Source organism: Candidatus Moraniibacteriota bacterium (assembly GCA_016699425.1).
GTDB lineage: Bacteria > Patescibacteriota > Minisyncoccia > Moranbacterales > UBA1568 > SSEF01.
Map to the genome: position 1 here is coordinate 134,174 of CP064975.1, position 20,863 is coordinate 155,036.

25 protein-coding genes and 3 tRNA genes are annotated in these 20,863 nt (G+C 51.7%); 7 read left to right on the forward strand and 21 right to left on the reverse strand.

Annotated features, from left to right (window positions below):
- Positions 1–284 precede the first annotated feature (284 nt).
- From nusA to clpP, 4 genes are read left to right on the forward strand one after another with little or no spacing between them, the layout of a single operon-like run.
- A complete protein-coding gene (gene nusA / locus IPJ68_00600) occupies positions 285–1,628 on the forward strand; it encodes a transcription termination/antitermination protein NusA (GenBank protein QQR78774.1) in 1,344 nt (447 codons plus the stop codon).
- Positions 1,629–1,678: 50 nt separating this feature from the next.
- Positions 1,679–2,218 (forward strand): inorganic diphosphatase, encoded by a 540-nt coding sequence (locus IPJ68_00605; GenBank protein QQR78775.1) that lies wholly within the window; start codon positions 1,679–1,681, stop codon positions 2,216–2,218.
- A 24-nt stretch (positions 2,219–2,242) separates the two neighbouring features.
- The gene (gene tig, locus IPJ68_00610; GenBank protein QQR78776.1) at positions 2,243–3,535 is read left to right on the forward strand and encodes a trigger factor; all 1,293 of its coding nucleotides are present in this window, start codon (positions 2,243–2,245) and stop codon (positions 3,533–3,535) included.
- A gap of 40 nt (positions 3,536–3,575) precedes the next feature.
- Positions 3,576–4,169 carry an ATP-dependent Clp endopeptidase proteolytic subunit ClpP gene (gene clpP / locus IPJ68_00615; protein ID QQR78777.1) on the forward strand — a complete coding sequence of 198 codons (594 nt, stop codon included), beginning with the start codon at positions 3,576–3,578 and terminating at the stop codon, positions 4,167–4,169.
- 92 nt (positions 4,170–4,261) lie between these two features.
- Here the strand turns inward: clpP and IPJ68_00620 are convergent, their stop codons facing one another.
- From IPJ68_00620 to IPJ68_00635, 4 genes are all read right to left on the reverse strand, one after another.
- A complete protein-coding gene (locus IPJ68_00620; GenBank protein ID QQR78778.1) occupies positions 4,262–4,684 on the reverse strand; it encodes a DoxX family protein in 423 nt (140 codons plus the stop codon).
- A 213-nt stretch (positions 4,685–4,897) separates the two neighbouring features.
- Positions 4,898–4,969 (reverse strand) — tRNA-Arg (locus tag IPJ68_00625).
- 110 nt (positions 4,970–5,079) lie between these two features.
- A tRNA-His gene (locus IPJ68_00630) sits at positions 5,080–5,150 on the reverse strand.
- Positions 5,151–5,230: 80 nt separating this feature from the next.
- Positions 5,231–5,303, reverse strand: a tRNA-Lys gene (locus IPJ68_00635).
- A 189-nt stretch (positions 5,304–5,492) separates the two neighbouring features.
- Here IPJ68_00635 and IPJ68_00640 point away from each other — a divergent pair.
- Positions 5,493–5,741 carry a hypothetical protein gene (locus tag IPJ68_00640; GenBank protein ID QQR78779.1) on the forward strand — a complete coding sequence of 83 codons (249 nt, stop codon included), beginning with the start codon at positions 5,493–5,495 and terminating at the stop codon, positions 5,739–5,741.
- Between the two features lie 144 nt (positions 5,742–5,885).
- Here the strand turns inward: IPJ68_00640 and IPJ68_00645 are convergent, their stop codons facing one another.
- The 17 genes from IPJ68_00645 to IPJ68_00725 form a co-directional block, all read right to left on the reverse strand.
- Positions 5,886–7,166 carry a VanW family protein gene (locus tag IPJ68_00645; protein QQR78780.1) on the reverse strand — a complete coding sequence of 427 codons (1,281 nt, stop codon included), beginning with the start codon at positions 7,164–7,166 and terminating at the stop codon, positions 5,886–5,888.
- Positions 7,167–7,173: 7 nt separating this feature from the next.
- Complete coding sequence (locus IPJ68_00650) at positions 7,174–7,719, reverse strand: Hsp20/alpha crystallin family protein (GenBank protein ID QQR78781.1); 546 nt, start codon at positions 7,717–7,719, stop codon at positions 7,174–7,176.
- Positions 7,720–7,803: 84 nt separating this feature from the next.
- On the reverse strand, positions 7,804–8,241 hold the full coding sequence (locus tag IPJ68_00655) for a hypothetical protein (GenBank protein ID QQR78782.1): 438 nt from the start codon (positions 8,239–8,241) through the stop codon (positions 7,804–7,806).
- A complete protein-coding gene (locus IPJ68_00660; protein QQR78783.1) occupies positions 8,241–10,901 on the reverse strand; it encodes a valine--tRNA ligase in 2,661 nt (886 codons plus the stop codon). The genes IPJ68_00655 and IPJ68_00660 overlap by 1 nt, the downstream gene beginning before the upstream one ends.
- Positions 10,902–11,016: 115 nt before the next feature.
- Complete coding sequence (locus IPJ68_00665) at positions 11,017–11,937, reverse strand: hypothetical protein (protein ID QQR78784.1); 921 nt, start codon at positions 11,935–11,937, stop codon at positions 11,017–11,019.
- Positions 11,938–12,222: 285 nt separating this feature from the next.
- The gene (tsaD, locus tag IPJ68_00670; protein ID QQR78785.1) at positions 12,223–13,317 is read right to left on the reverse strand and encodes a tRNA (adenosine(37)-N6)-threonylcarbamoyltransferase complex transferase subunit TsaD; all 1,095 of its coding nucleotides are present in this window, start codon (positions 13,315–13,317) and stop codon (positions 12,223–12,225) included.
- A 69-nt stretch (positions 13,318–13,386) separates the two neighbouring features.
- Positions 13,387–13,533 (reverse strand): hypothetical protein, encoded by a 147-nt coding sequence (locus tag IPJ68_00675; GenBank protein QQR78786.1) that lies wholly within the window; start codon positions 13,531–13,533, stop codon positions 13,387–13,389.
- The gene (locus tag IPJ68_00680; GenBank protein QQR78787.1) at positions 13,502–13,966 is read right to left on the reverse strand and encodes a metal-dependent hydrolase; all 465 of its coding nucleotides are present in this window, start codon (positions 13,964–13,966) and stop codon (positions 13,502–13,504) included. Before IPJ68_00680 ends, IPJ68_00675 begins: the two co-directional genes overlap by 32 nt.
- Positions 13,967–14,062: 96 nt before the next feature.
- On the reverse strand, positions 14,063–14,263 hold the full coding sequence (locus tag IPJ68_00685) for a hypothetical protein (protein ID QQR78788.1): 201 nt from the start codon (positions 14,261–14,263) through the stop codon (positions 14,063–14,065).
- A gap of 71 nt (positions 14,264–14,334) precedes the next feature.
- Positions 14,335–14,583: a GlsB/YeaQ/YmgE family stress response membrane protein gene (locus IPJ68_00690; GenBank protein QQR78789.1), complete on the reverse strand. Its 249-nt coding sequence runs from the start codon at positions 14,581–14,583 to the stop codon at positions 14,335–14,337.
- 41 nt (positions 14,584–14,624) lie between these two features.
- Positions 14,625–14,849 (reverse strand): hypothetical protein, encoded by a 225-nt coding sequence (locus tag IPJ68_00695; GenBank protein QQR78790.1) that lies wholly within the window; start codon positions 14,847–14,849, stop codon positions 14,625–14,627.
- Between the two features lie 14 nt (positions 14,850–14,863).
- Positions 14,864–15,211 carry a YggT family protein gene (locus IPJ68_00700; GenBank protein ID QQR78791.1) on the reverse strand — a complete coding sequence of 116 codons (348 nt, stop codon included), beginning with the start codon at positions 15,209–15,211 and terminating at the stop codon, positions 14,864–14,866.
- A gap of 224 nt (positions 15,212–15,435) precedes the next feature.
- Positions 15,436–15,849, reverse strand: a complete 414-nt coding sequence (locus IPJ68_00705) for a hypothetical protein (GenBank protein ID QQR78792.1) — start codon at positions 15,847–15,849, stop codon at positions 15,436–15,438.
- Positions 15,850–16,316: 467 nt separating this feature from the next.
- Complete coding sequence (locus IPJ68_00710) at positions 16,317–17,021, reverse strand: hypothetical protein (GenBank protein ID QQR78793.1); 705 nt, start codon at positions 17,019–17,021, stop codon at positions 16,317–16,319.
- Between the two features lie 2 nt (positions 17,022–17,023).
- The gene (locus IPJ68_00715; protein QQR78794.1) at positions 17,024–17,302 is read right to left on the reverse strand and encodes a hypothetical protein; all 279 of its coding nucleotides are present in this window, start codon (positions 17,300–17,302) and stop codon (positions 17,024–17,026) included.
- Between the two features lie 12 nt (positions 17,303–17,314).
- Positions 17,315–17,497: a hypothetical protein gene (locus tag IPJ68_00720; GenBank protein ID QQR78795.1), complete on the reverse strand. Its 183-nt coding sequence runs from the start codon at positions 17,495–17,497 to the stop codon at positions 17,315–17,317.
- A complete protein-coding gene (locus IPJ68_00725) occupies positions 17,494–18,648 on the reverse strand; it encodes a Clp protease ClpP (GenBank protein QQR78796.1) in 1,155 nt (384 codons plus the stop codon). The genes IPJ68_00720 and IPJ68_00725 overlap by 4 nt, the downstream gene beginning before the upstream one ends.
- Before the next feature lie 791 nt (positions 18,649–19,439).
- Here IPJ68_00725 and IPJ68_00730 point away from each other — a divergent pair.
- Together IPJ68_00730 and IPJ68_00735 are read left to right on the forward strand one after the other, a co-directional pair.
- Complete coding sequence (locus IPJ68_00730) at positions 19,440–20,069, forward strand: hypothetical protein (GenBank protein ID QQR78797.1); 630 nt, start codon at positions 19,440–19,442, stop codon at positions 20,067–20,069.
- 79 nt (positions 20,070–20,148) lie between these two features.
- Positions 20,149–20,388, forward strand: coding sequence for a hypothetical protein (locus tag IPJ68_00735; protein QQR78798.1), 240 nt, complete (start codon positions 20,149–20,151; stop codon positions 20,386–20,388).
- Positions 20,389–20,863: the final 475 nt, after the last annotated feature.

Below are 20,863 nucleotides of genomic sequence, written 5' to 3' on the forward strand. Positions count from 1 at the left end.
CCGCTCGGTTGTGCGCGGGTACCGACCCAAATTTCACAACAGTCCATTCTAGCATAAAACAGTCAGAAAGTCAATCCAAAAGAGGTATTCGTTTGTGGCTTGGATAAAGCAAAATAATAGATTCTTTTGACATCAAAAAATGCTGCGAAGTATTGATTGACAAGACTGTGTTCTCGCTGTACAATAGGCGTGTAAGTTGGTGAGGGAGTGGAAGTTCGCGGAAGCGGGCTTTTTTTGTCGGAAATCCCTTTTTGTTCAGTAAATAATTGGTGTAAACCAGAAATATGGCTAAGAAGAAAGTAGTAGAAGCGAGTGAGTCAGAAAGCCTCTCGGGCCGGCTCGGCGAATTCGGTAGTGCGGTGATGCAGATCGCCGAAGAAAAGAATCTCCCGCGTGAAAAAGTGTTTGAAATCGTCGAGGCGGCGCTCGCGGCGGCCTACAAGAAGGACTACGGCAAGAAAGGCCAAGTCATCAAAGCGAAGTTTGATGAAGTGACGAAGTCGGCGGATTTCTTCCTCGTGAAGGAAGTCGTAGATGAGACCTTGCGGGACTTCACCGTACCAGAAGAGACAGAAGAAGGTGTACCAGAGCAGGGAGGTACTCGTCCGGAGCTGGTTATCGAGACAAGCGAGACCGACGAGGAGCGACTGCCGCGCTTCAATGCTGAGCGCGATCTGACGCTGGACGAGGCGAAGCTCATCAAGCAGGATGCCGTTATCGGCGACAGCATCGAAATCCCGCTCGAAAGTCATGAAGACTTCGGCCGGGTCGCCGCGCAGACGGCCAAGCAGGTCATCATCCAGCGGATCCGTGAGGCAGAGCGCGAAACGATGTTCACTGAATACAAGGAGAAGGAAGGTCAGGCGGTGAATGGTATCGTCCAGCGCATCGAAGGCCGCAATGTCTTTGTCGATCTCGGTAAGTCCACCGGTATTCTCTTTCCGTCGGAGCAGATCCCGGGGGAGAACTATCGCATGGGTCAGCATCTGAAAGTCTTCCTCACCCGTGTCGAATCCGATCCGAAGGGGCCAGGATTGATCCTGTCGCGCGCCCATCCCGAGATGGTCCGCCACCTCTTCACACTCGAAGTGCCAGAAATCGCCACCGGAACGGTCGAGATCAAAGCGATCGCCCGTGAGGCGGGGAGCCGCACCAAGATCGCGGTTTTGGCCAATGAGGATGGTGTCGATCCGATCGGTTCTTGTGTCGGCCAGAAGGGGACACGTGTCCAGACCGTCATCGATGAACTCGGCGGAGAGAAAGTCGATATCATCGAATGGAACGAGGATGTGCAGAAATTCATCAGCGCGGCGCTCTCACCGGCGAAAGTGCTGTCGGTTGAGCTGCGTGAGGCGGAGCAGCAGGCGATCGTCACGGTCCCAGCGGACCAGTTGTCGCTCGCGATCGGCAAGCGCGGGCAGAACGTCCGACTGGCGGCCAAGCTCACCGGCTGGCGCATCGATGTAAAGAGTCCGGAGGAAGAGGAAGTCTCCGGGGCAGAGGTGGAGACTGAAACAGAGGCACTAGCTGAGAATGAGTCCATCACTGAAACCGCACCGGAAGCAACCGAAGTCACCCCGATCTCGGCCGAAGCTTCTCCGGAAGCTGTTGCAGAGGAGAAAGAATAAAAAGAACAGTATTCTTTCAGCTCTAACCTAACCTTTAATCTCTTACTCCTATGAACTTGTGGCATGATGTGAAACTTGGCGACAATGCCCCCGAGGAGATCAATGTCATCATTGAGATTCCCAAGGGCTCGCCCAACAAGTATGAAATCGACAAGGAAACCGGGCTGATCAAGCTCGACCGCGCCAATTATTCAGCGGCGCCGTACCCGTTTGATTACGGTTTTGCGCCGCAAACGCTCTGGGACGATGGTGATGCGCTCGATGTCATCGTGCTCTCGACCTTCCCGCTCGCGCCCGGCATCCTCGTGAATGCCCGGCCAGTCGCTATCATGGAGATGATCGACGGAGGGGACTCTGACTACAAGGTGATCGCGGTGCCGGTTGACGATAAGCGCTGGGATGATGTGAAAGACCTGAAGGATGTAAACACGCACAATTTGAAAGAATATCAGCACTTCTTCGAGACCTACAAGGTTCTGAAGGGGAAGAAGAACGAGGTCGCGGTTCACGGTTTCAAAGGCCGCAAGGATGCGCTGGCTGCCGTGAAGCGTTCGGTGAAGCTCTATGCGAAGGAGTTTGGGAAGAAGTAATTCAGCCTGATCGGAAGACATCATATGGAAGTCAAAGTACAGAAGCTCCCTGCCTCACGCTGGGAAATCACCGTGACGCTCCCGTGGGAGGAGTGGCAGACACATCGTGAACACGCGGTCGAACACCTGGCGGCGAATGTGAATATGGCCGGGTTCCGCCAGGGAAAAGTGCCAGAAGCGATGCTCGAGCAGCGTTTTGGGAAGGAAGCGATTCTCATCGAGACGGCGGAGCATGCGGTCCATCACACCTATCCGCAGGCGCTCCTGGAAGCCAAGGCAGAGGCGATCGGTCGACCGGAAATCAAATTTGATGCCGTGAAGGCTGATGAGCCGCTGGTATTCACCATTACGACTGATGTGTTACCGGAAATAGTCCTGAGAGAATGGCGCAAAGATGTCGCGAAGATTAATGCGGCGGCAGCCGAGAAACACATCTCGGTCACAGACGAAGAAATGAACAAAGAGCTCGCCGAGTTGGCCAAGATGCGCGCCAGTTTCGTGCCCGTTGATCGAGCTGCTGCTCTGAGTGATACGGCCAAGGTTGATTTCACGGTGACGGTTGACGGCGTGATCATCGAGGGTGGTACGAGTACGGATCACGCCATTGTACTCGGTTCGGGCGCTTTCATCCCAGGTTTCGAGGACCAGATCATCGGTCTGACGAGCGGAGAAGAAAAGACGTTCGAGTTGACTTTCCCCGCAGAGTATCATGCCAAACACCTCGCTGGAAAACCGGCTACGTTTGCGGTGAAGTTGAAGTCGGTCGAGGAACAGAAGATACCGGCGATTGATGATGCTTTTGCTCAGACGATCGGCAAGTTCGAGAGTCTCGCAGCCGTGAAGGAGAATATGCAAAAAGGAATGCTCGAGGAGAAACAGCGCGCGGCTAAAGAAGAGCAGCGGACGCTCATTCTCGATGCGTTGATTGCTGCGGCCGACATGGAGTACCCAGTTGTCCTCGTCGAGGAAGAGGCGAAGCGCATGCTCTTGCAGTTTCGGTCACAGGTCGAATCGATGGGGTTCGAGTGGGAGAAATATCTGACCGAGACGAAGAAGTCGGAAGCAGAGCTCGGCCTCGAGTGGGAACCACAGGCCAAGAAGCGAGTCGCAGCGGAACTCGTCCTCCAGAAACTCGCCGCCGATGAGTCGATCGATGTCGACACCGAAGCGGTCGAAGCCGAAATGAACAAGGTCTTCCAGTATTACAAAAACACCAAGCAAATCGAGGAGAAGATCGATATGGGCAAGCTCTATACGTCCGTGCGGGGGCAAATGGTGAATGAAAAGGTATTGACCTGGCTTGAAGGTATACGTTAAACATGGTAGACTGTCGGGACTTGATAAATTACCAATGTCTATGTCATCTGTCCAGAACAATTACCTCGTGCCGATGGTGATCGAGAAGACGAACATGGGGGAGCGGGCCTATGACATCTATTCGCGGCTCCTGAAGGACCGGATCATCTTCATCGGCTCGCCGATCGACGATGGCGTCGCCAATACCGTCATCGCCCAGCTGCTCTTCCTCCAGTCACAGAGTACCAAGGACGATATCAAGATCTATATCAATTCCCCCGGCGGGTCGGTCACCTCGGCGATGGCTATCTATGACACGATGCAGCATGTGAAGCCTGATGTCGAGACGATCTGCATCGGACTGGCAGCGTCGGCAGCGTCCGTACTGCTCGCGGCGGGGGCCAAAGGGAAGCGCTTCACGTTGCCCAATGCGGAAGTCATGATTCATCAGGTGCTGGGAGGTGTCGAGGGGCAGGCGACGGATATCGATATCCATGCCCGGCATATCCTGAAGGTGCGTGATCGGCTGAACCGAATCCTCGTGAAGCATACGGGACAGAAGTTGGCCAAGATCGAACATGACACGGATCGGGACTACTTCATGACCGCCGAAGAGGCGAAAACCTACGGAATCGTCGACAAAGTCTTGTCCTAGCCAGGTTAAGAGTATATTCTCAGAGAAATCAAAAAACTGCCCCGTGTGGGCAGTTTTGTTCGATACATGATACTAGCCAGAGGGGAGTGCGCCTAGGCAGCTTCCATTTCGGTTGACCGTTCATGGTGGCAAATATGGCGCGCCATGAAGAGAAGCCCCCCCACGATAGCGAGATTTTTCAGAATCATGGTGTACTGCGTCTGGTCTTTCATCGCGTCTCCAGTAAATGTCGTGTGACCGATAATAGTCGCGGCAACCGTGAAGGCGATGAGCATATCGACGGCGAGGGCAGATTTCCAGTTGAAGAGAAGCATTAGCCCGCCACCGAACTCGAAAATGATGGCCAGCACAGTGAGGAGTGGCGCGACAGATTCGTTGGTGAGCGATCCGACATAGCCGACAGTCGCATCGAACCCAGTAAGCTTACCGAAACCAGCCACCACGAATAACAGGGCAAGAAACACGCGCGCAACTGTCGGGGTCCAGGGCGCTGTCGCACAGGTCTTGGAGAACATAGCGTATGCTTAGGGATTACTCCCTCAGTATATCATCACCCGAGCCAGCTGGGTTGATGCGGTGGTTGGGTGCTTCCTGGTCAGGAAGCAAGGACACTTCCGAGAGGCATGCTCGCCGGCAGGATCCCAGTCTCCTGTCCGATGACGTGTAGGTCATATTGTATCCCTGGAAGCCTGTCTGCCGGTAAACAGGCAGGGAACATTCATATTCTGTGCCCCGAGAGAGAATCGAACTCCCATCAAGACCTTAGAAGAGTCCTGCTTTATCCATTAAGCTATCGGGGCGTATTCTTTTGTAAAAAATTTTTAGAAGACTCCTGCTCCCTGCCTGCCGGTAGGCAGGTATCCATTGAGCTACAGGGACGGTTCGAGCGGGGCAATCAAATATCCACAGGGGTGGCTAGAGGGAATCGGACCCTCGTTCACGGTACCACAAACCGTTGTCTTACCATTAGACGATAGCCACCACTCTAGATACTTGATCGTCACCAAGATATTTTTGAGATACGCTCTAGCAGAAAAGGATTGTGAAAGGAGAATGGAATGTGGGTGCGGGGGGGATCGAACCCTCGACCGTTGGCTTAAGAGGCCACTGCTCTACCAACTGAGCTACGCACCCAATAAAAAACACACTGTCAGACAGTGGTTCCAGCTTAGCGAATAAGGGCGCCGGCGTCAATATAAAGAAGGAGGACCCATTGAACAGCGGTTCAGGGTCCTCGGGTTGTGGGCTGGCTCAGGGCGAGTCAGGGCTCTTCGGTGGGGGATGCCTATTCAGACATCCGTGGGATCGCGGTTGTGCAAGATCATGGTCCTCGCTCTCGATCAGCTGGCCGAAGTCTCGCCCTTGGCGCCGATGGTCTTGCCGAAGGCCCAGGCCGGGTTGTCGGGGCCCATGGTGCCGGCAGGGGTGGCGGTCGGGTGGTCTTCGGCAGCATCGACGCGGAAATCTGTGCCATTACCACGGCAGGGAGACCCACGCGGGGCGGGAGCGATGTGTTTCATCATGATCTCCTCGAAGGAGTTGATGGGGAGGGTGTGGCCAATGGGCCGATGAGAGCGGACGCTCGCACTTCGCGGGCCCAAGCCGCGCGCTGGCGTTCAGGGTACTGCGGAGCGAATGACAGGGATCACCTCCTCTCTGGTAGGAACTATAAAGCTATGGTACCGGGAACACCGAATAGCTGTCAAATGGCGATCTTTAGGGGTGGATCTTCTTATAATCGCGCCACTGCTTCTCCGACCAGCCTTTCGGTTTCGTGGTGTAGTTCGGTTCATCACCCGGATGTGGGAAGAGACTCGGCGACTTGTAATTACTCCAGAACATATCATCGATGAGCGTATTGCCCGAGGCATCCTTCACCGTGTGGGTGAAGACGGTCTTCATACTGCCATCTGGGTGGCTTTCGAGGATATGCGGCCCATCGATGGTGACGGTGCGGCCATCTCGGGTGCCATACATGGAAAAGGTGAGGAGGGTGCCGTTTATTTCTGGCACGAGGAGGATGGTTCCGGGGGTGTTGTTGGTGAACTTCAGGTCCGGCCGGGGGACATAGACGGTCGCATCCATGCCATAGGGCTTGTAGTACTGGACGGGGTAGGCGTGGTTCCGGCGTTCGGTGATTTTCAAACCAGATTGGAGGGCAGCGCGGAAGACCGTCGTCGAGACTTGGCAGATGCCGCCACCGAATTCCGGCTCGGTCTTGTTGTTTTTGATGACGAGTTCAGGGAGATAGCCGTGTTCGCCGTCGACTTCTCCGAGATGATCGACGAAGGAGAAAGTCGCGCCAGGCTCAATAATGACACCGTCGAAGTCTTGGATGGCGCGAGTGATGTTGTAGATGCGATTTTTCGGCGAACCACGGAAGTTCGTCGTGGCCGTCCCGATGAGCTCGGTGATGCCAAGGCTAGAGAGTGTTTCGGCCGAGACTTTGGCTGACGTGACGATGCTCGGGAGCCGGATGGTCAGGGTGGCCTGTTGAGCGGAGCGAAGAGCAGATTCCAATTGGGCCAGACTCGCTTCGATGTCTACTGTGATGCCATTTTCTGCGGGTACGGCGATGGCGACCGAGGCGTCTTGGACAGTGAGGCGAGCATCTTTCGGGTCGCGGTCGGCTTTGTCGGCGAAGCTCTCGATACTCATCCTCAGTCGATCAGGGAGGAGTTCGAGCGAATGAGCCAGGACGATGTGACTGCGAGTGGCGCGCGAGAGAAAGGCGTCGCAGAAACTCGGGAGCGGATCACAAGCCCGAGTCGTATCCTCAAACTCAGGCGACTTTCCTGGTTCGTAGGTGAGATGCGTCTTATCGGTATACCAGGAAAGGACCTCGGTGTGGTCCATAATCTGGACGAAGGCATCAGTTTGCAGGGTCAGGTCATCCGGAATCGTGAATGCTCGGACAATTCCGGGACAAAGAAAAACAAGAGCAACAAAAGGTGCCGCATACAACAGCTGAAGATACCGAACAACGCGAATGGGCATGCGATAATTAGAAACCTCTCACCTGGATCTTCTTTGTTTTGGTCGTATCAGCCTTGGGGAGACGAATCGTCAGAATGCCGTTCTTCAGTGCCGCATCAGCCTTTTCGGGGATGACATCGACAGGGAGGAGGACTGAGCGGGAAAAAGAACCCCAGTAGCACTCCTGGTAATAGTAGTTGCCGCTCTCGACGATTTCCTCGTTCTTGCGCTCGCCTTTGACGGTGACCATGTCGTTGTTGATAGAGACATCGAGGTCCTCGGGCTTTACCCCGGCGATGGTCGACTTGATGACGATGTCGTTTTCCGTCTGGTAGACATCGATAGTGAGCTGCCCCTCGGCATTGTCATCGGCCATGCTGCCGCCACCCGTATAGGATGGGGTGCTCCAGGACGGCTCTTCTGGTTCGGGAGCATAGGTTGGCTCGGTATTCATCTGGAGCGGTGTTTCTTCTTCTTGGGCGTAGACGCTGACACTCTCCTCCTTGTAGGAAGGAGAACCATCAAGTTCGCGTGCGCCGGTGAGTCGTTCAAAAAAAGAGCGTTTCTGTTTCATGGTGGTGCTGTTTAATTGGTATTGCAATACTCCTAGTATAGAGGAAGCCTGGCCACTCCGGCAAGAAGCCCGGGCATACCGCCCTTAGAGCGAGGAATTATAGAGGGTGTGAACCAGGATGGCTCCGAGGAGACCGACGAGTGGACTCAGGCTATAGCTTTCCTGGAGCCGGAGGCCACTGTAGATGATCAGGGTGCCGAGGAGGTGAATACCGGCCATCGCCCCGAGGCTTGTAGGCTCGGAGAGAGCGGATGATGAGAGCATGACGAGGGCGATCTCAGCCGAGACGAACCCGAGACCGAAGAGAGAGGCGTGGAGCCAGGATAGGGTATCCGGTGAACGTTTCCCGAGCTGGAGGAGAAACGCGAGCTTGGCTCCTTCTTCGAGCGTGGCGGCCCCGACGAGGAGGATGAGCGATGGTGCGTTCGTCAGTGGTGTGGTGAGAAACAGCGAGAAAAACACCTGAGCGAGGAGAGCGGCGGTGGCCGCAAAGAAACCAAAGATGAGTGCGAGGATGGGCATTATGAGGAGAGTTCTTGGATGGACTGAGAGAGGGTGATGAGCTTTGCCTCAGCGGTGGCGAGTGAGGTGCGCTGAGCAGAGATGATATTTTCCGGAGCCTTTTCGGTGAAGCCAGCGTCGGCGAGACGAGTCTTCAATCCAGCAATATATTTTCTGAGTTCGGCGGTTTCTTTTTCGAGCCGCGCTTTTTCAGCGGCGACATCGATCACATCACCGAGATGGACGAAGGCCCGGAGGCCGCCAGCGATGATACTGGCGCTCGCAGCCGGTCGGGCAGCGACAGCATCGGTGATGAGAACTTCAGCGACTCGGCCGAGACGTTCGATGATGGGCGTAAACGGCGTGAGTGTCACTGCATCGCCGATGAGGGTCAGCGAAAGTGTTTCTTTCGGATCGATATGGTAGACGGCACGGACATTGCGGATTTTCTGGATGAGGTCGATGATGGTGAGAAAGTTGCCGGTCGGGGCAGAGTCTGGCTGATGTGGGGCTGCTGGCGTGTTCCAGCGCTGAACCATCAGCGGATACTTCTCGTTCGGGTAAAGCGATGTGTACAAGGCCTCGGTCACGAATGGCATGAAGGGATGCCAGAGCTTCAGGAGCTCATTGAAGACATGGACGAGGACAGTATCATGTTTTTCGATCTTGTGGATCTCGATATACCAATCGGCGAATTCATTCCACGTGAAGTCCCGCAGCGTTTCGGCTGCGAGCGAGATGTTGTAGGTGTCGAGTCGTTGAGAGACCGTGCTCCGGACTGTCTCGAGTCGCTCAAGTATCCATGTATCGGCAGGCGAGAGATGTCCGGACAGCCGAGCAGGTTGGTCCCAGCAGATGCTTTCGGGTGTGACCGAAGAGGTGAGGTAGCGCCCCATGTTCCAGAGCTTGTTCACGAAATTTCGCATCGCGATGGTCTTCTCAGTGGAGAGCTTCAGATCGTTTCCGGGAGTTGATCCGACGACTAAAGCTAAGCGGAGCGCATCGGCGCCGTTTTCGGCGATCACATCGAGGGGGTCAACGATATTGTCGAGAGACTTCGACATCTTGCGACCTTGCTCATCGCGCACGAGACCGTGGAGATAGACGGTCTGGAACGGGGCCTTCCCGAAGAAGTACTCGGACATGAGTATCATCCGCGCCACCCAGAAGAAGAGGATATCATAGGCGGTTTCAAGGAGTACAGTGGGGTGATAAGTCTTGAGATCCACGGCGGATTCGTCGGGCCAGCCGAGGGTGGAGAATGTCCAGAGTCCCGACGAGAACCAGGTGTCGAGTGTATCGGGGTCTTGCTGCCAGCCATCACCATCGGGCGCTTCGATCCCACAATACGTTTCATTACCGCGATACCACACTGGGATGCGGTGACCGAACCAGATCTGGCGGGAGATACACCAGTCGCGGAGGTTGTCGATCCAGTGGAAATAGATTTTCTCAAAACGTTCAGGGAGGATGTCGACGGCTTTCGAACGTACCGCATCCTGCATGAGCGTCTTCAGGGTGACGGTCCGTCCCGCTCGTTCGAACTCTTTATTCACCGCGACGAACCACTGTCGCTTGATCTGTGGTTCGATCACGCCACCGCCGCGGCTATTGATGGCGACATTGTGGACATAGTCGGCTTCCGTCTTTACGACTAGTCCTTTGGCGATGAGCGCAGCGATGATCTGTTCCCGCGCTTCGGCGATCGGCAGACCGGAGAATTCTCCGGCGATCGCGAGGAGCTTTCCGTCTTCACCGATGATTTGTTCTCGGTCGAGCCCATGGCGTTCGGCGATGTCGAAGTCGGTGTGGTCATGCCAGGGGGTGATAGTCATCACGCCAGTGCCAAAGGCCATGTCGATGACGGTGTCCTTCACGATCGTCGCCTCGATCGGGCCATTGATCCACTCGACGGTGAGTTTCTGGCCATCAGCATAGGCCGCATAGCGTTCGTCGTCCGGATGCATGACGACATATTTGTCGCCGAATTTTGTCTCAGGCCGGGCGGTCGAGATCACGAACGGTCCGTATTGCAGATAGTAGAAGGGGATCTTTTCCTCTCGCCACTCGATCTCGTCATCTGAGACGGTGGTCTGGAGGTTCGGGTCCCAGTTCACGATGCGGTTGCCGCGGTAGATGAGACCGTCGTCATACATGCGCTTGAAGGCGGTGCGCACCGCGAGACTGCGCTTATCATCGAGCGTATAGGCTTCGCGTGACCAGTCGAGCGAAGAGCCGAGCTTCTTCGTCTGGTGGACGATGGTGTCATGACTCTCTTGGGCAAATGCCTCGACTCGGCGGAGGAGCTCTTCGCGGCCGAGGTCGTGGCGGGTCTTGCCCTCGGTCTGGTAGATGATTTTTTCGACTTTGCTCTGGGTGGCGATGGCGGCATGATCGGTGCCGGGGACCCAGAGAGTGCGATAGCCCTGCATCCGTTTGAAGCGCACGATCAGGTCCTCGATGGCGAGCATGCAGGCGCTGCCGGTGTGGAGGGTCCCGGTGACGTTCGGTGGTGGGAGGACGATAGAAAATGGCTCGGCATCGGCGGCCGTTACGCCACTCGTGACACAGGTGTCGGGATTGAAAAAGCCGCTCTTCTCCCAGCGGGCGTAGAGGCGGTCTTCCCACGCTTTGGGGTCATAGGCTTTGGGGAAATCGGTTGTCGCTGATTCATCGGACATATCCAAAAAATACCACAGAAAAGGCTTGGATTCAAGGAAAAACAGTATTCCAGAAAAAAAACAGCCCCCGACTTGTCATACAGACCAAGTCAGAGGCTTTCATTCGGACGTTGCCCTAATCGATGGACCCCCGGCCGCCCCTCGAATACGTCTTAAGGAACCCGCCCAGACCGCCTCTTTTTTGCTTGAGGAGTCCATCTAAGTATGTTCGAAGCTCAAGACGCAGCGGGGTACCGAGTCGTTCGCCAGCGATTCGATTCGTTTTCCACACGATACCGAACAAGCGCATCGTACCGAATATGGTGTCAGCTGTATCGTCTGACGTCGCCTCCTCCAGCGGCTTTGCGAGCCCGTAGTCAACGAGCAACTGCCACACCGGCTTCATGAGCCCGATTTCCATAAGCGCTGCCTGATACTTACGCTTCAGTTCCTCGACAGCCTGGGGTACGACCTCCTGCAAAGGAAGTCCCGGACGAGTACCGCCGATGATCCGATCCATTTCCAAAAAAGCGTTGGTCATGTCTTCGGACTGCTGCAACAGCAGGGCATGATCGCTTGCCAAGAGCCTCGCCCGCTGCTCCAAACCTACACTTGCTTCGGAGTTAGCTGCCAGAAGCGGCATGAGGATCTTGAGTACGGCTTCTGCCGACTCCTGTTCCTCTTGCTTCACCGCTGCCGCCTTGACGTCGTCAGCTGAAACATCACCCATGAGGTACTGGCACAAGAGATCACCGTCCGGGACGTACGGTCCGTTGGTATATCCCTGTCCTGTGTGGTATTCTTCCCCGTCAATAGTGACGGAGAGTACTCCATGGTCGTAGACCTGACCTATCCGGCCGATCGGCGACACCCACATAGTATCGCCGTCTGCTTTGAACATGGGCACACCTTCTGCTGGATCTTTGACCGATGATATGCCGATGAAACACCCACGACGACGAGGCTTCTCATCAATCCACACAGCAACAATCCCGGCCTTGTCCGGATGAACCGTAAACATCGACACCGGAACACGTCTTTGGGTACTGACCGGCATACTTGACCCAAGGACAGTGACGCTCTCCACACCTCTCATTAACGAAATTGGAATCCCGGCGCCTGATTTAACCGACGTCATGGGGATAACAAGATTCGTGCTAGGTCTCATTTTCCTTCTCCTGGAAATACCCTCCGGCGGAGGGTGGAGTTAAAGAACTTCGGTACCCGCGGCGCGGCGTACCTCGGCAATTTGATTCTCCCATTGCCGTACGAGGAGGCTTATCTCAAGCGAAAAATCTGCCTTGGGAAAAGCATTATATTCTATATGAAAATACAATTTGTGTCAATGGTCGACTGCGAGCGGCAGATGAGCCGAAGGTTCGAGTGTCGTCGCATTGGATCGGAGCGCCATGCGTTCGGTTTCGCTCATCCGGGCATAGCGCAGCATGCCGGCGGCGCCGATCATCGCGGCATTGTCGAGTGAATACTGGAATGGCGGCATGAGGAATTGGCAGTCGGAGTACGTGGCGACCATAGCTGTCATCCGCTCGCGCAGCCGTACGTTGGCCGAAACGCCGCCCGCGATGACGACAGTCTTCGGCTGATACTCCTGGAGGGCACGTTCCGTTTTCCCCACCAGCGTATCGACGACCGCTTCCTGGAACTCATGGGCGATGAGCGCGACGAATTCCCGATTGCTTTTCTTTTCGTCAGATTCTTTTTGCAGGGAGTACAGCACCGCCGTCTTCAGTCCGGAAAACGAGAAGCGATAATCGTCGGAGCTGAGCATGGGGCGAGGAAAGCGTTTGGCGGGCACACGTTCGGCTGCTGTCCGATAGGCATCAGCGCGTTTTCCGATCTCTGGCCCGCCGGGATAGGGGAGGTTAAGCATTTTCGCAACTTTGTCGAAAGCCTCGCCGGCGGCATCGTCATCTGTCTCGCCGAGGAGTTTATACTCGAAATGATCGTGCATCAAGATGAGCTGGGTGTGGCCGCCCGAGACGATAAGAGCGAGGAGCGGAAATTCCAAATCTTTTTTGTGAGTCGTCGGTTGTGAGTCGTCGGTCAGCATGTTGGCATAGATATGGCCTTCGAGGTGATTCACGCCGAGGAGTGGTTTGTCCCAGGCGAGGGCGAGTGTCTTGGCGGCTGAGACACCGATGAGGAGTGCGGGGATGAGTCCGGGTCCCTGAGTCACGGCGACGCAATCGAGGTCCTGGGGAGTGACCGAGGCTTCATGGAGCGCGGATTCGACGACGGGGATGATGTTCCGCACATGCTCACGCGCGGCGAGGTTCGGGATGACACCACCCCAGGCAGCGTGAAGTTCCGCTTGAGACGAGACGATGCTCGAGAGAACGGAAAGTGAAACGCCATCATAGCCGATGATGGCGGCGGCGGTTTCGTCACACGAGGTTTCGATGGCGAGGAGTTTCACAGGATGACGTTTAGGGCATTCCCACTCTAGCGGGCAGGGGACGAATAGACAAGTATCTCGTGTGGTTGCTTACAGTGGGAGGATAGCGACGAGCGCGCCGATACCAACGAGCGTGGCGAGGAGTTTCAGGAGAATGGAAAGCCGGTGCTCGTGGAGGTAATGGAGCTCCTCTCGTATCCAGTTGTCATTGCCGCGTCGAGCGACGAGCGCTTTCATTTCCTCGGGCGACCAAAGAGGTGATGAAGTGATCGAAATCATAATGGATCTCGCCGTCTTTGCTGGAAAAGAATTTGTACCAGCGTGAGGAAAATGGCCAGAAGAGTCGGATGCCATAGCCCATACCGGAGAGGTCATGGACGAAGTGCCCAAACACTCCGAGGGCAAAGAGTAGCATCCAGGCCGGACCAGAGAGTGTGCCGACGAGGAGTGCGATGGGGATGTAGGGGATGGGATTGTGGAGGAGCGATCGGTGTGCGCCGAGGACTGTGCCGCCGACCGTCCCGCGCATGGCATACTCGATCCAGAAATCGATGTCGGGGAGCAGAGCAAAGACGACTCCGGCGAGCATCCAGCCAGAGGTGAGCTCCTGTCCGAACAAGAATCCTGTCAGAAAGGCCCAGAGGAGACCAAGTTTGATATCGAGAAACATAAATCGCCAGAAGTGTAACAGGAAAAAGAAAAAGGCTCCAGTCGATTGGAACCCTATTTAGTGACGAAACAATTTGGTAGTTTTCCAATGTCACGACTATCGATCCTCGTCATTGAGGAATTGCTGAACGCGATCGGGGTCGTTGTGACCAAGTTGGAGCGCTATGTCTCTCGCCTTTTCTTCTACAAACAATCTTGGCCGGTGGGTTTCGGTGCTGGGTTCGGGAGGACGATTTGATTTCTCTTTAGGCGCGGCCGGTTTCGCTTCTGAATCAAGCTTCTTGGGTACTTCAAACATACAGTACATTATGCTTATTTCCCTCAGAGTATACTCCCTTTTGAGTCATGCTGTCCATTTTGGGCCCTGTTCTATCGGCGGAGCGCTTTGATGATAGCGATGAGGACGACCGCGCCGATGAGGGCGACAATGAAGCTTTGGAGATTGAAGCCGCTCACTCCACCGTAGCCGAAGAATCCAGCGAGCCAACTGCCGAGAGCGGACCCGACGACACCAACGACGACATTGAGCAGGATGCCTTGCTGGCCATCTGTTTTCATGATCATCGAGGCGACCCAACCGACGACACCACCGAAGATGATATAGATGAGAAAGCTCATATGATTACTATTAATGAATAAAAGTTACTGACTAAGAAGAACTATTTCTTGATATTGACGTCAATTGTATCGGGAACATTGATCGTCGGGCTGCTCGGAGAGCTTTTCGTCTCTTGACTGCCTCGCATGGCGGGTAATCCGTACGCGAAGAAGAGAAACCCAACCACTACGAGGATCACGACACCGATGAGTACTCCTGCCAAACCGCTGCCTCCATCCGATGGGGCGGGTGATTGCGCTGGTGGGTTGTTGATGATAGTGGCCATAAGAGAGGGTATAGTTACTGATCTTGCTGATCGAGTTTGACCGCGGCCTCAGGCGTCGAGACGCTCATGCTCATGACGAGGAGCTTGATGATACCCCAGGCGACGACGAAATATACGAACATCGCGAGGATAGTCGTCCACTCAAAGACACTGCCTTGGGCCTTGGAAACTCTGAAGACCGTCGCAAACGGCGCGGTGAACGGTGCCGTCACCATGTAGATGAAACTGGTGAACCCGGCTCCAGCATTGGCACCGAGGAGTTTCAGCACGAGGCGGAAAGCGAGAAGCACCTCGACCAGACCGAGGATATACCAGACGATCTGGGTCCCGCGGTAGAGGGGGCGAGTGCTGCTGGATGACATGGCATCCATAAGGGTGAGACTAATAATTACATACCAACGGTCCGAAAAGCACAGCTTTGGTCCATAGGGTGATGTAATTAAAAGGTTCTCTTGGTACCTCTAGTATACTCTTTTTTGGCGAAAGAAGTAGCGAGTGTTTAAGCTGTCTCTTGAGGCATTGGAGTCATAAAAAAATTCAAGGCGTAAGATTGCTCTTACGCCCTGTAGTACGTGGACGATGTCCGCTATTTTCCGCTGAGGATCTCCGCGATCCGCGCTCGACCTTTAGCTTCGGTGGCCTTGGCCCGCTCGTGTTCGGCGGTCATGGCGTGGAAGCGCTTCTTGGAAGTGAAGAAGACGACACCGCTCGGGCATGGCGCGCCGAATGCCTGTCCCGGGATGCTGTAGCGGACCAGGACCAACTCCTCACCGCCTTCGCTCATGAACCCTACGGCGGTCACTTTGCCGGTCTCGTTGATAGAACAAGTTTCCCCGTAGGAAAACTCGTTGTTACCGCTTGCTACGGGTTCCGGATTCAGGACCTTGACCCACTCGTGGCCGGGGACCTTGGCTACGTCGCCTTTCTTGATGACTGCTTGTGCCGAAGCGATGGAAGCAAAGGCCCAGAGCACTGCGGTAATAAAGAACTTGGCTATCATGGAAACCTCCAGTAAGTTGTGTCTAGTGGTAATCACCAGACTCCATATACTAGCACACTTTTAACTCCCTGTCCAGTTGAAAATAGTCCTAGAAAAGCCTCGATTCTGTATATTTTCCGTAGCCCCAAGGGGAGTTTCGCCTTGCTGTCTGCTGACAGCTTCGTTGTCCTGGGCAGCGCTGAATGCTCACTCGCATTCATCGACACTCGCCATGCCTTCACGGCAGGGCTCGCACCTGCCCGTTCGATTCCCCTTGGTAAAAATACCAACAAAAAACACCGCTCCTCGCGGAGGGTGCTTTTATTGGTCACGTAGACCAAATAAGAAAGTCGTGGAATCAGATTATACCAGAGCTAAAGGAGTGGCAAACCCTTCAGAAGGAGGAAGTAGAATGCTCGGTATTGGCTTAATTACGCTTCCCCACTGCGGTCGCTAATCTACCCATAGGGAATAGAAACGCCTAGAAATCATCGACTTCTTAGTATCTCCTGTTTTTCAATCTTACTGGCTTCGGCGTTTTCTTCTAGTTCAGCGAGTATAATCTTCTTTTCTCGGTCAATTTCTTTCTTGTCTAGTTTTGGTCCTCTAGTCTTCAAGAAGACCGTCATTATTTTATTGCCTAGGGGTTTATCATACTTGATCTGTAAACGAACACGCGCCAGTAAAGTCACTATTTTATCCTGTAAGTGAATCAGAAAAGGTCGTAGCTGCTCATCAAGTGATCCAGCCAGCGATCCAACATTACTCCTGTAATCTTCTAGAGTTAGGTTCTTTTGAAGTAATGCTACACGAATCTCATCATACCCCTTTGATATATTCTCCACGTCATCATTTAACCTTCTTAAATCGTAGTGATAAGCATAGAGTTCGTTCTTTAACGATAGATCGTACAGCATTTCGTAGTGAGATTTATCGATGGACAAGTAGCGCAGATGTTCAAAAGTAACATTATTTATCTTGATAGCCGCTACAAACCGGCCTATTGTAAACAGATTATCTTGAATTACAGCCCCGTCTTCGAGGAGCTGCATCTCAAGACTTACTAAGGAGTTATAGTGTCTGACTTGTCTCTCATAAAGCTTTGTGAAGAACTCTGCTAGGCGCAAAAAAAGAAAAGCAAAAAAAGCTCCAGAAAATGCACTTATCATACTGAAAGCTATGTTGGATTCCATAGTCAATCCCGTGTCTCTTTACAAATATATAGCCCCAGTTCTTTATCTTGGATCTTACACTTATAACCACATTCAAAAGTAGCATTAGGTAAAGAGCGCTTAGAAAATTCGAAGCCCGCCAGACATTCTTCGAAAGACTCGTAAGAGTCTATGGCTTTGATAGCTTCTTCTGCTAACTCGCCATTCGGATATACGAACAAAGACCATCTATCCTTCTGCAGGAAAGAAATTAAGAACCCTACGCCAATGACGATAAAGGCTACAACAAAAAACTTTTGCATAGAAGAAGGCTCTTAGCAGGCGGTAGTATAAGTAGATACCTCACCCTCCTTAATCTCAAGGGCTATTCGTCTTAACTCGGTAATCTCTTCTGCCTCTTCTCTTGTTACCTCTTCGGAAACTGCAGTATCTCTAAGGCTATCTTCCTTAGTTACCTCATCAAGTTTAGTGAATATGATACTAAAGTCTCTACTCATACGATTTTCTTTTTTGTTTGTGATTCTAGTTGCTGACGTAAATTACCCAGATCAATTTCTTTCTTACACGAAGGACACTTAATTTTATTGTCTGCTGGAAACTCTATAGTTCCAGCCTCCAGAGGCCTTTTCTGATCGAAGTCCACTTGAATTTTTGAAGTGTGATTACAGTTCTGGCACTTAGCTTCGACAACTGCTCCGTTTGCTTGAGCCGGATTAACGTTTGTATTTTGAGCTAAGAACCGATAAATCTGAGAATCTACTGTTTCGATTACCTTGTATATACTCGTTGAACTAAAGGTCATTTCTAGCAGGGTATAGTACCTTAGAATAGCTTCTTCTAATTCGGTCCCGGTGTAATCATTTATCTTCAGCTTCATTGAAGCTAAGTCTTGTATCTTGAGAGACTTAGCGTGAGTTTTCCATCTAGAATGGTCGCTCAGACTTTTAGCAATCTCCTCAGCTCTTTTTTCCTTCTCTTCAGGTGTTACGGGTCGTCCGTCAGAAGAATGTGTCGTCCAGTCTTTGAACTTATATTTAACTAACCACTCCTTCACTAAAACTCGAGCAAACTCCATAGCATTCTGAGCGTTTTGAAGTTCTCCTGGAGATATATTCTGGAGAATAGGAACGTAGGCACGATTCAATATACCTGTTTCCAAGACTTCTTTCTTAATCTTTTCCATCCCTTCTAATAAAGCATCTGCAGAGAATTGCTTATTCTGGGCAAGCATTTGAGCATCAATTGGCCCAAGGCTGGATAGCGATCCCATTAATATTTCGTCTCCAGAAAGAGCGATGATGGTTCCGGCGCTTTTTGCGTAGCCAGGGATAATAACGGACACCTCTTCATACTTCCCTCGCAATAATCGGACAATATCTTCTGCCACCTCGCCAGAACCACCGGGAGTTTCTAAAATAAGATCAAGCTTTTTACCTTTTAGATTTGAAAGCTGATCACTTACTGGTAATAGATCAGCATAGCCAATAGCTATAAGGTTGGTTTGCTTGTTAAGATCGGCAGCATACACTAAAACATCCCTATTCCCTCTAAGGCTAGATATTTTTTGCAATTGCTTCTTCCTTTCCAGAGAAAGAGCCTCTAGGTTGGAAGCAATATTCATATTCAGATATTCGCTATAGTAGCCCATTCTGATTTCTTTAAGTCAAGTTGATTTTAGCACTTTTTAAGCATCTAAAAAATAGATTAAATTATCATTGAAATCATAGGCTTTGTAAAGTCATTTTTCAAAAACTGAAAAAATTATGGGGGACGTATTATACCGTATATCAGAGATCTGTTTTTAATCCACCCCCCTCACCCCTGTAGCTCCTGTGGAATTTGAATGATCCAAAAAACCAGTTTTTTAATTAAAGAAATGGGGAGGATGTATTAGCTAAGATCTAATCGCTAGGCCCATAACAAAGAAGTTACCTAGCAAAAGGATAAAGGCCCTGATATAAAGCTTCTTTAACAATTACTACTCTAACCTTGAACGCAGAAGCAAGCGAACACATAAACGCTTGAAGCGAACTCTGTTTCGCTTCTAGTTATTGTCCTTAGACACTCTTTTTCTTTCTTCTAACCAGTGGCATACAAGCCAAATACCACCAATGATAAGCGTCAGTAAGCCTACGACGCGCAAGAGGTTGTCAAACCATACCGAGAAACTAACGGTCCCTAGTTCTTCCATAAACAGTACTTAATGCTTAGGCTCTCCACATCGGACGCAAAACAAAAGGACGCCCGACTGGTTAGCCACGTTCGGTGTCCTTGCGGAAGCCTACTTATGACGTCGAGCGCCCCTTTCAGGCCACAAATAGGCCAAAAAAGACGCAAAGACGTCTAATTTCCGCAAAAACACAACGTAGCTAACCACCTTGATATTATCTTTTAAAAAGTCTTAAATCAAGGTTAGGGGGATTTCTTATGAGAATGAGTATGATACTGGACACCAGGAAAGCTTTTAATGCTGGCCGTTTTCAAAGCCAAGAGGAGTTCCTTGCCTTTCTGCTCGGCGATACACTGTACGAGCACAGAAATATTTATTTTCAATGCGATAGCCAGATCTATTATTCTATTGAGGAGAGCCTACGTGATAAAGAAAGGAAGAGATGTTTCCGCGTGGAAGTCTCTAGGCTAGAGGGCTATACCGGATATTTTTTTCTGACAAATATCAGCAGAACAGCCCTAGAGAAGAATGATTCCGAATGGCCGAAAGCAAAGATTAATCGAAGCCTGAAAAACGAGGCTCTAATGTTTGATACAGAAAAGTCATTGATCGCGGGGAAGACTGCCGTTAGTAAAATCAAACCTAATACTAAGGAGAATGGGCTTTGCGTCTTTTTGTTTAAGCAGAAGACAGACCACTTTGTTGATTGGTCTCTCTTTATGGAGCACTGCACTGGGAGTGAGTACAATATGACAAAAGATGACAAAGCAAAAAATAACAGTGACAAGAAGATGATTAAAGATACTATCGATCGAATAAACAAAAGGGTTCAGAAGGACTTTGATGTAACGGATGAACTGTTTCAGTTCGAGAGAAATTGTATCAAAAGAAACTTTTAGATAAGCCAAAAATCTTTTGTCGGAAGTGAGTCACGGGGGTAAGGCGTAGAGTTGGGGCATAAAACCTCAACTCTTTTTTATGCAGGACAATCACTTTTCTACTTCTGACTTTTACCTAGCCGCCTATTGTGTCGCCCAAGGGATGAAGATAGCAGGTATCAGCCGGAGCGGATCCGGTAAGGCAACTTTTCTTTTGGAGGGTGCGCCAAAAGGAAGAGAACTAATGAAAGAGTTCTTATTTAGTGACCCGAATGTAGAGGCCAAGCGTTTTGTTTCGGCAATCAAGGAACTGAAGCAATTACTTTATTCGGTAGCGTAGCGTGATGATCTCCATTGAAAGATGCCGACAACTAGTACCTGATCTCAAAAATCTCTCTGATGAAGAGGTTATTGAGATTAGAGAGAATCTCTATGAGGCAGGCTTGCTTGCTTTAGAGGTTTGGGCCGAAGAGAATAGTGGTTCCAAAAATCCCCCTTGGGTATTGCCCGCCAGGCCTTAAGGAGTACCATAGTAGTAAACAAAAATGAGTATGAAAAGTTCTGATACAAAAACTGGGATTATATACTGCCGAGTGTCTTCACTGGAGCAAGTGGAGGGCACAAGTCTTGGAACGCAGGAGAAGATCTGTCGCGAATACGCCAACAAAGAAGAGATCAAAATCCTTAAGGTATTTGTAGAAAAAGGAGAATCTGCAAAAACAGCTAATAGAACAGAGTTTAATAAAGCCATCGCTTTTTGTGCAGACAAGAAGAATCAAACAACTTTCTTCATTGTTCACAAAGTAGATAGGTTT

Excerpts from the sequence above, each read along its gene's own strand:
- IPJ68_00605 (QQR78775.1), top strand. The coding sequence starts at position 1,679 with ATGAACTTGTGGCATGATGTGAAACTTGGCGACAATGCCCCCGAGGAG.
- IPJ68_00645 (QQR78780.1), bottom strand. The coding sequence starts at position 7,166 with ATGCCCATTCGCGTTGTTCGGTATCTTCAGCTGTTGTATGCGGCACCT.
- nusA (QQR78774.1), top strand. The coding sequence starts at position 285 with ATGGCTAAGAAGAAAGTAGTAGAAGCGAGTGAGTCAGAAAGCCTCTCG.
- IPJ68_00680 (QQR78787.1), bottom strand. The coding sequence starts at position 13,966 with ATGTTTCTCGATATCAAACTTGGTCTCCTCTGGGCCTTTCTGACAGGA.
- IPJ68_00735 (QQR78798.1), top strand. The coding sequence starts at position 20,149 with ATGCAGGACAATCACTTTTCTACTTCTGACTTTTACCTAGCCGCCTAT.
- IPJ68_00640 (QQR78779.1), top strand. The coding sequence starts at position 5,493 with ATGGTCCTCGCTCTCGATCAGCTGGCCGAAGTCTCGCCCTTGGCGCCG.
- IPJ68_00720 (QQR78795.1), bottom strand. The coding sequence starts at position 17,497 with ATGAGTAGAGACTTTAGTATCATATTCACTAAACTTGATGAGGTAACT.
- IPJ68_00655 (QQR78782.1), bottom strand. The coding sequence starts at position 8,241 with ATGCCCATCCTCGCACTCATCTTTGGTTTCTTTGCGGCCACCGCCGCT.
- IPJ68_00660 (QQR78783.1), bottom strand. The coding sequence starts at position 10,901 with ATGTCCGATGAATCAGCGACAACCGATTTCCCCAAAGCCTATGACCCC.
- IPJ68_00675 (QQR78786.1), bottom strand. The coding sequence starts at position 13,533 with ATGAAAGCGCTCGTCGCTCGACGCGGCAATGACAACTGGATACGAGAG.
- clpP (QQR78777.1), top strand. The coding sequence starts at position 3,576 with ATGTCATCTGTCCAGAACAATTACCTCGTGCCGATGGTGATCGAGAAG.
- IPJ68_00650 (QQR78781.1), bottom strand. The coding sequence starts at position 7,719 with ATGAAACAGAAACGCTCTTTTTTTGAACGACTCACCGGCGCACGCGAA.
- IPJ68_00620 (QQR78778.1), bottom strand. The coding sequence starts at position 4,684 with ATGTTCTCCAAGACCTGTGCGACAGCGCCCTGGACCCCGACAGTTGCG.
- IPJ68_00730 (QQR78797.1), top strand. The coding sequence starts at position 19,440 with ATGATACTGGACACCAGGAAAGCTTTTAATGCTGGCCGTTTTCAAAGC.
- tig (QQR78776.1), top strand. The coding sequence starts at position 2,243 with ATGGAAGTCAAAGTACAGAAGCTCCCTGCCTCACGCTGGGAAATCACC.
- IPJ68_00685 (QQR78788.1), bottom strand. The coding sequence starts at position 14,263 with ATGTTTGAAGTACCCAAGAAGCTTGATTCAGAAGCGAAACCGGCCGCG.
- IPJ68_00665 (QQR78784.1), bottom strand. The coding sequence starts at position 11,937 with ATGCCGGTCAGTACCCAAAGACGTGTTCCGGTGTCGATGTTTACGGTT.
- IPJ68_00690 (QQR78789.1), bottom strand. The coding sequence starts at position 14,583 with ATGAGCTTTCTCATCTATATCATCTTCGGTGGTGTCGTCGGTTGGGTC.
- IPJ68_00710 (QQR78793.1), bottom strand. The coding sequence starts at position 17,021 with ATGGAATCCAACATAGCTTTCAGTATGATAAGTGCATTTTCTGGAGCT.
- IPJ68_00715 (QQR78794.1), bottom strand. The coding sequence starts at position 17,302 with ATGCAAAAGTTTTTTGTTGTAGCCTTTATCGTCATTGGCGTAGGGTTC.
- IPJ68_00705 (QQR78792.1), bottom strand. The coding sequence starts at position 15,849 with ATGATAGCCAAGTTCTTTATTACCGCAGTGCTCTGGGCCTTTGCTTCC.
- IPJ68_00695 (QQR78790.1), bottom strand. The coding sequence starts at position 14,849 with ATGGCCACTATCATCAACAACCCACCAGCGCAATCACCCGCCCCATCG.
- IPJ68_00725 (QQR78796.1), bottom strand. The coding sequence starts at position 18,648 with ATGGGCTACTATAGCGAATATCTGAATATGAATATTGCTTCCAACCTA.
- IPJ68_00700 (QQR78791.1), bottom strand. The coding sequence starts at position 15,211 with ATGTCATCCAGCAGCACTCGCCCCCTCTACCGCGGGACCCAGATCGTC.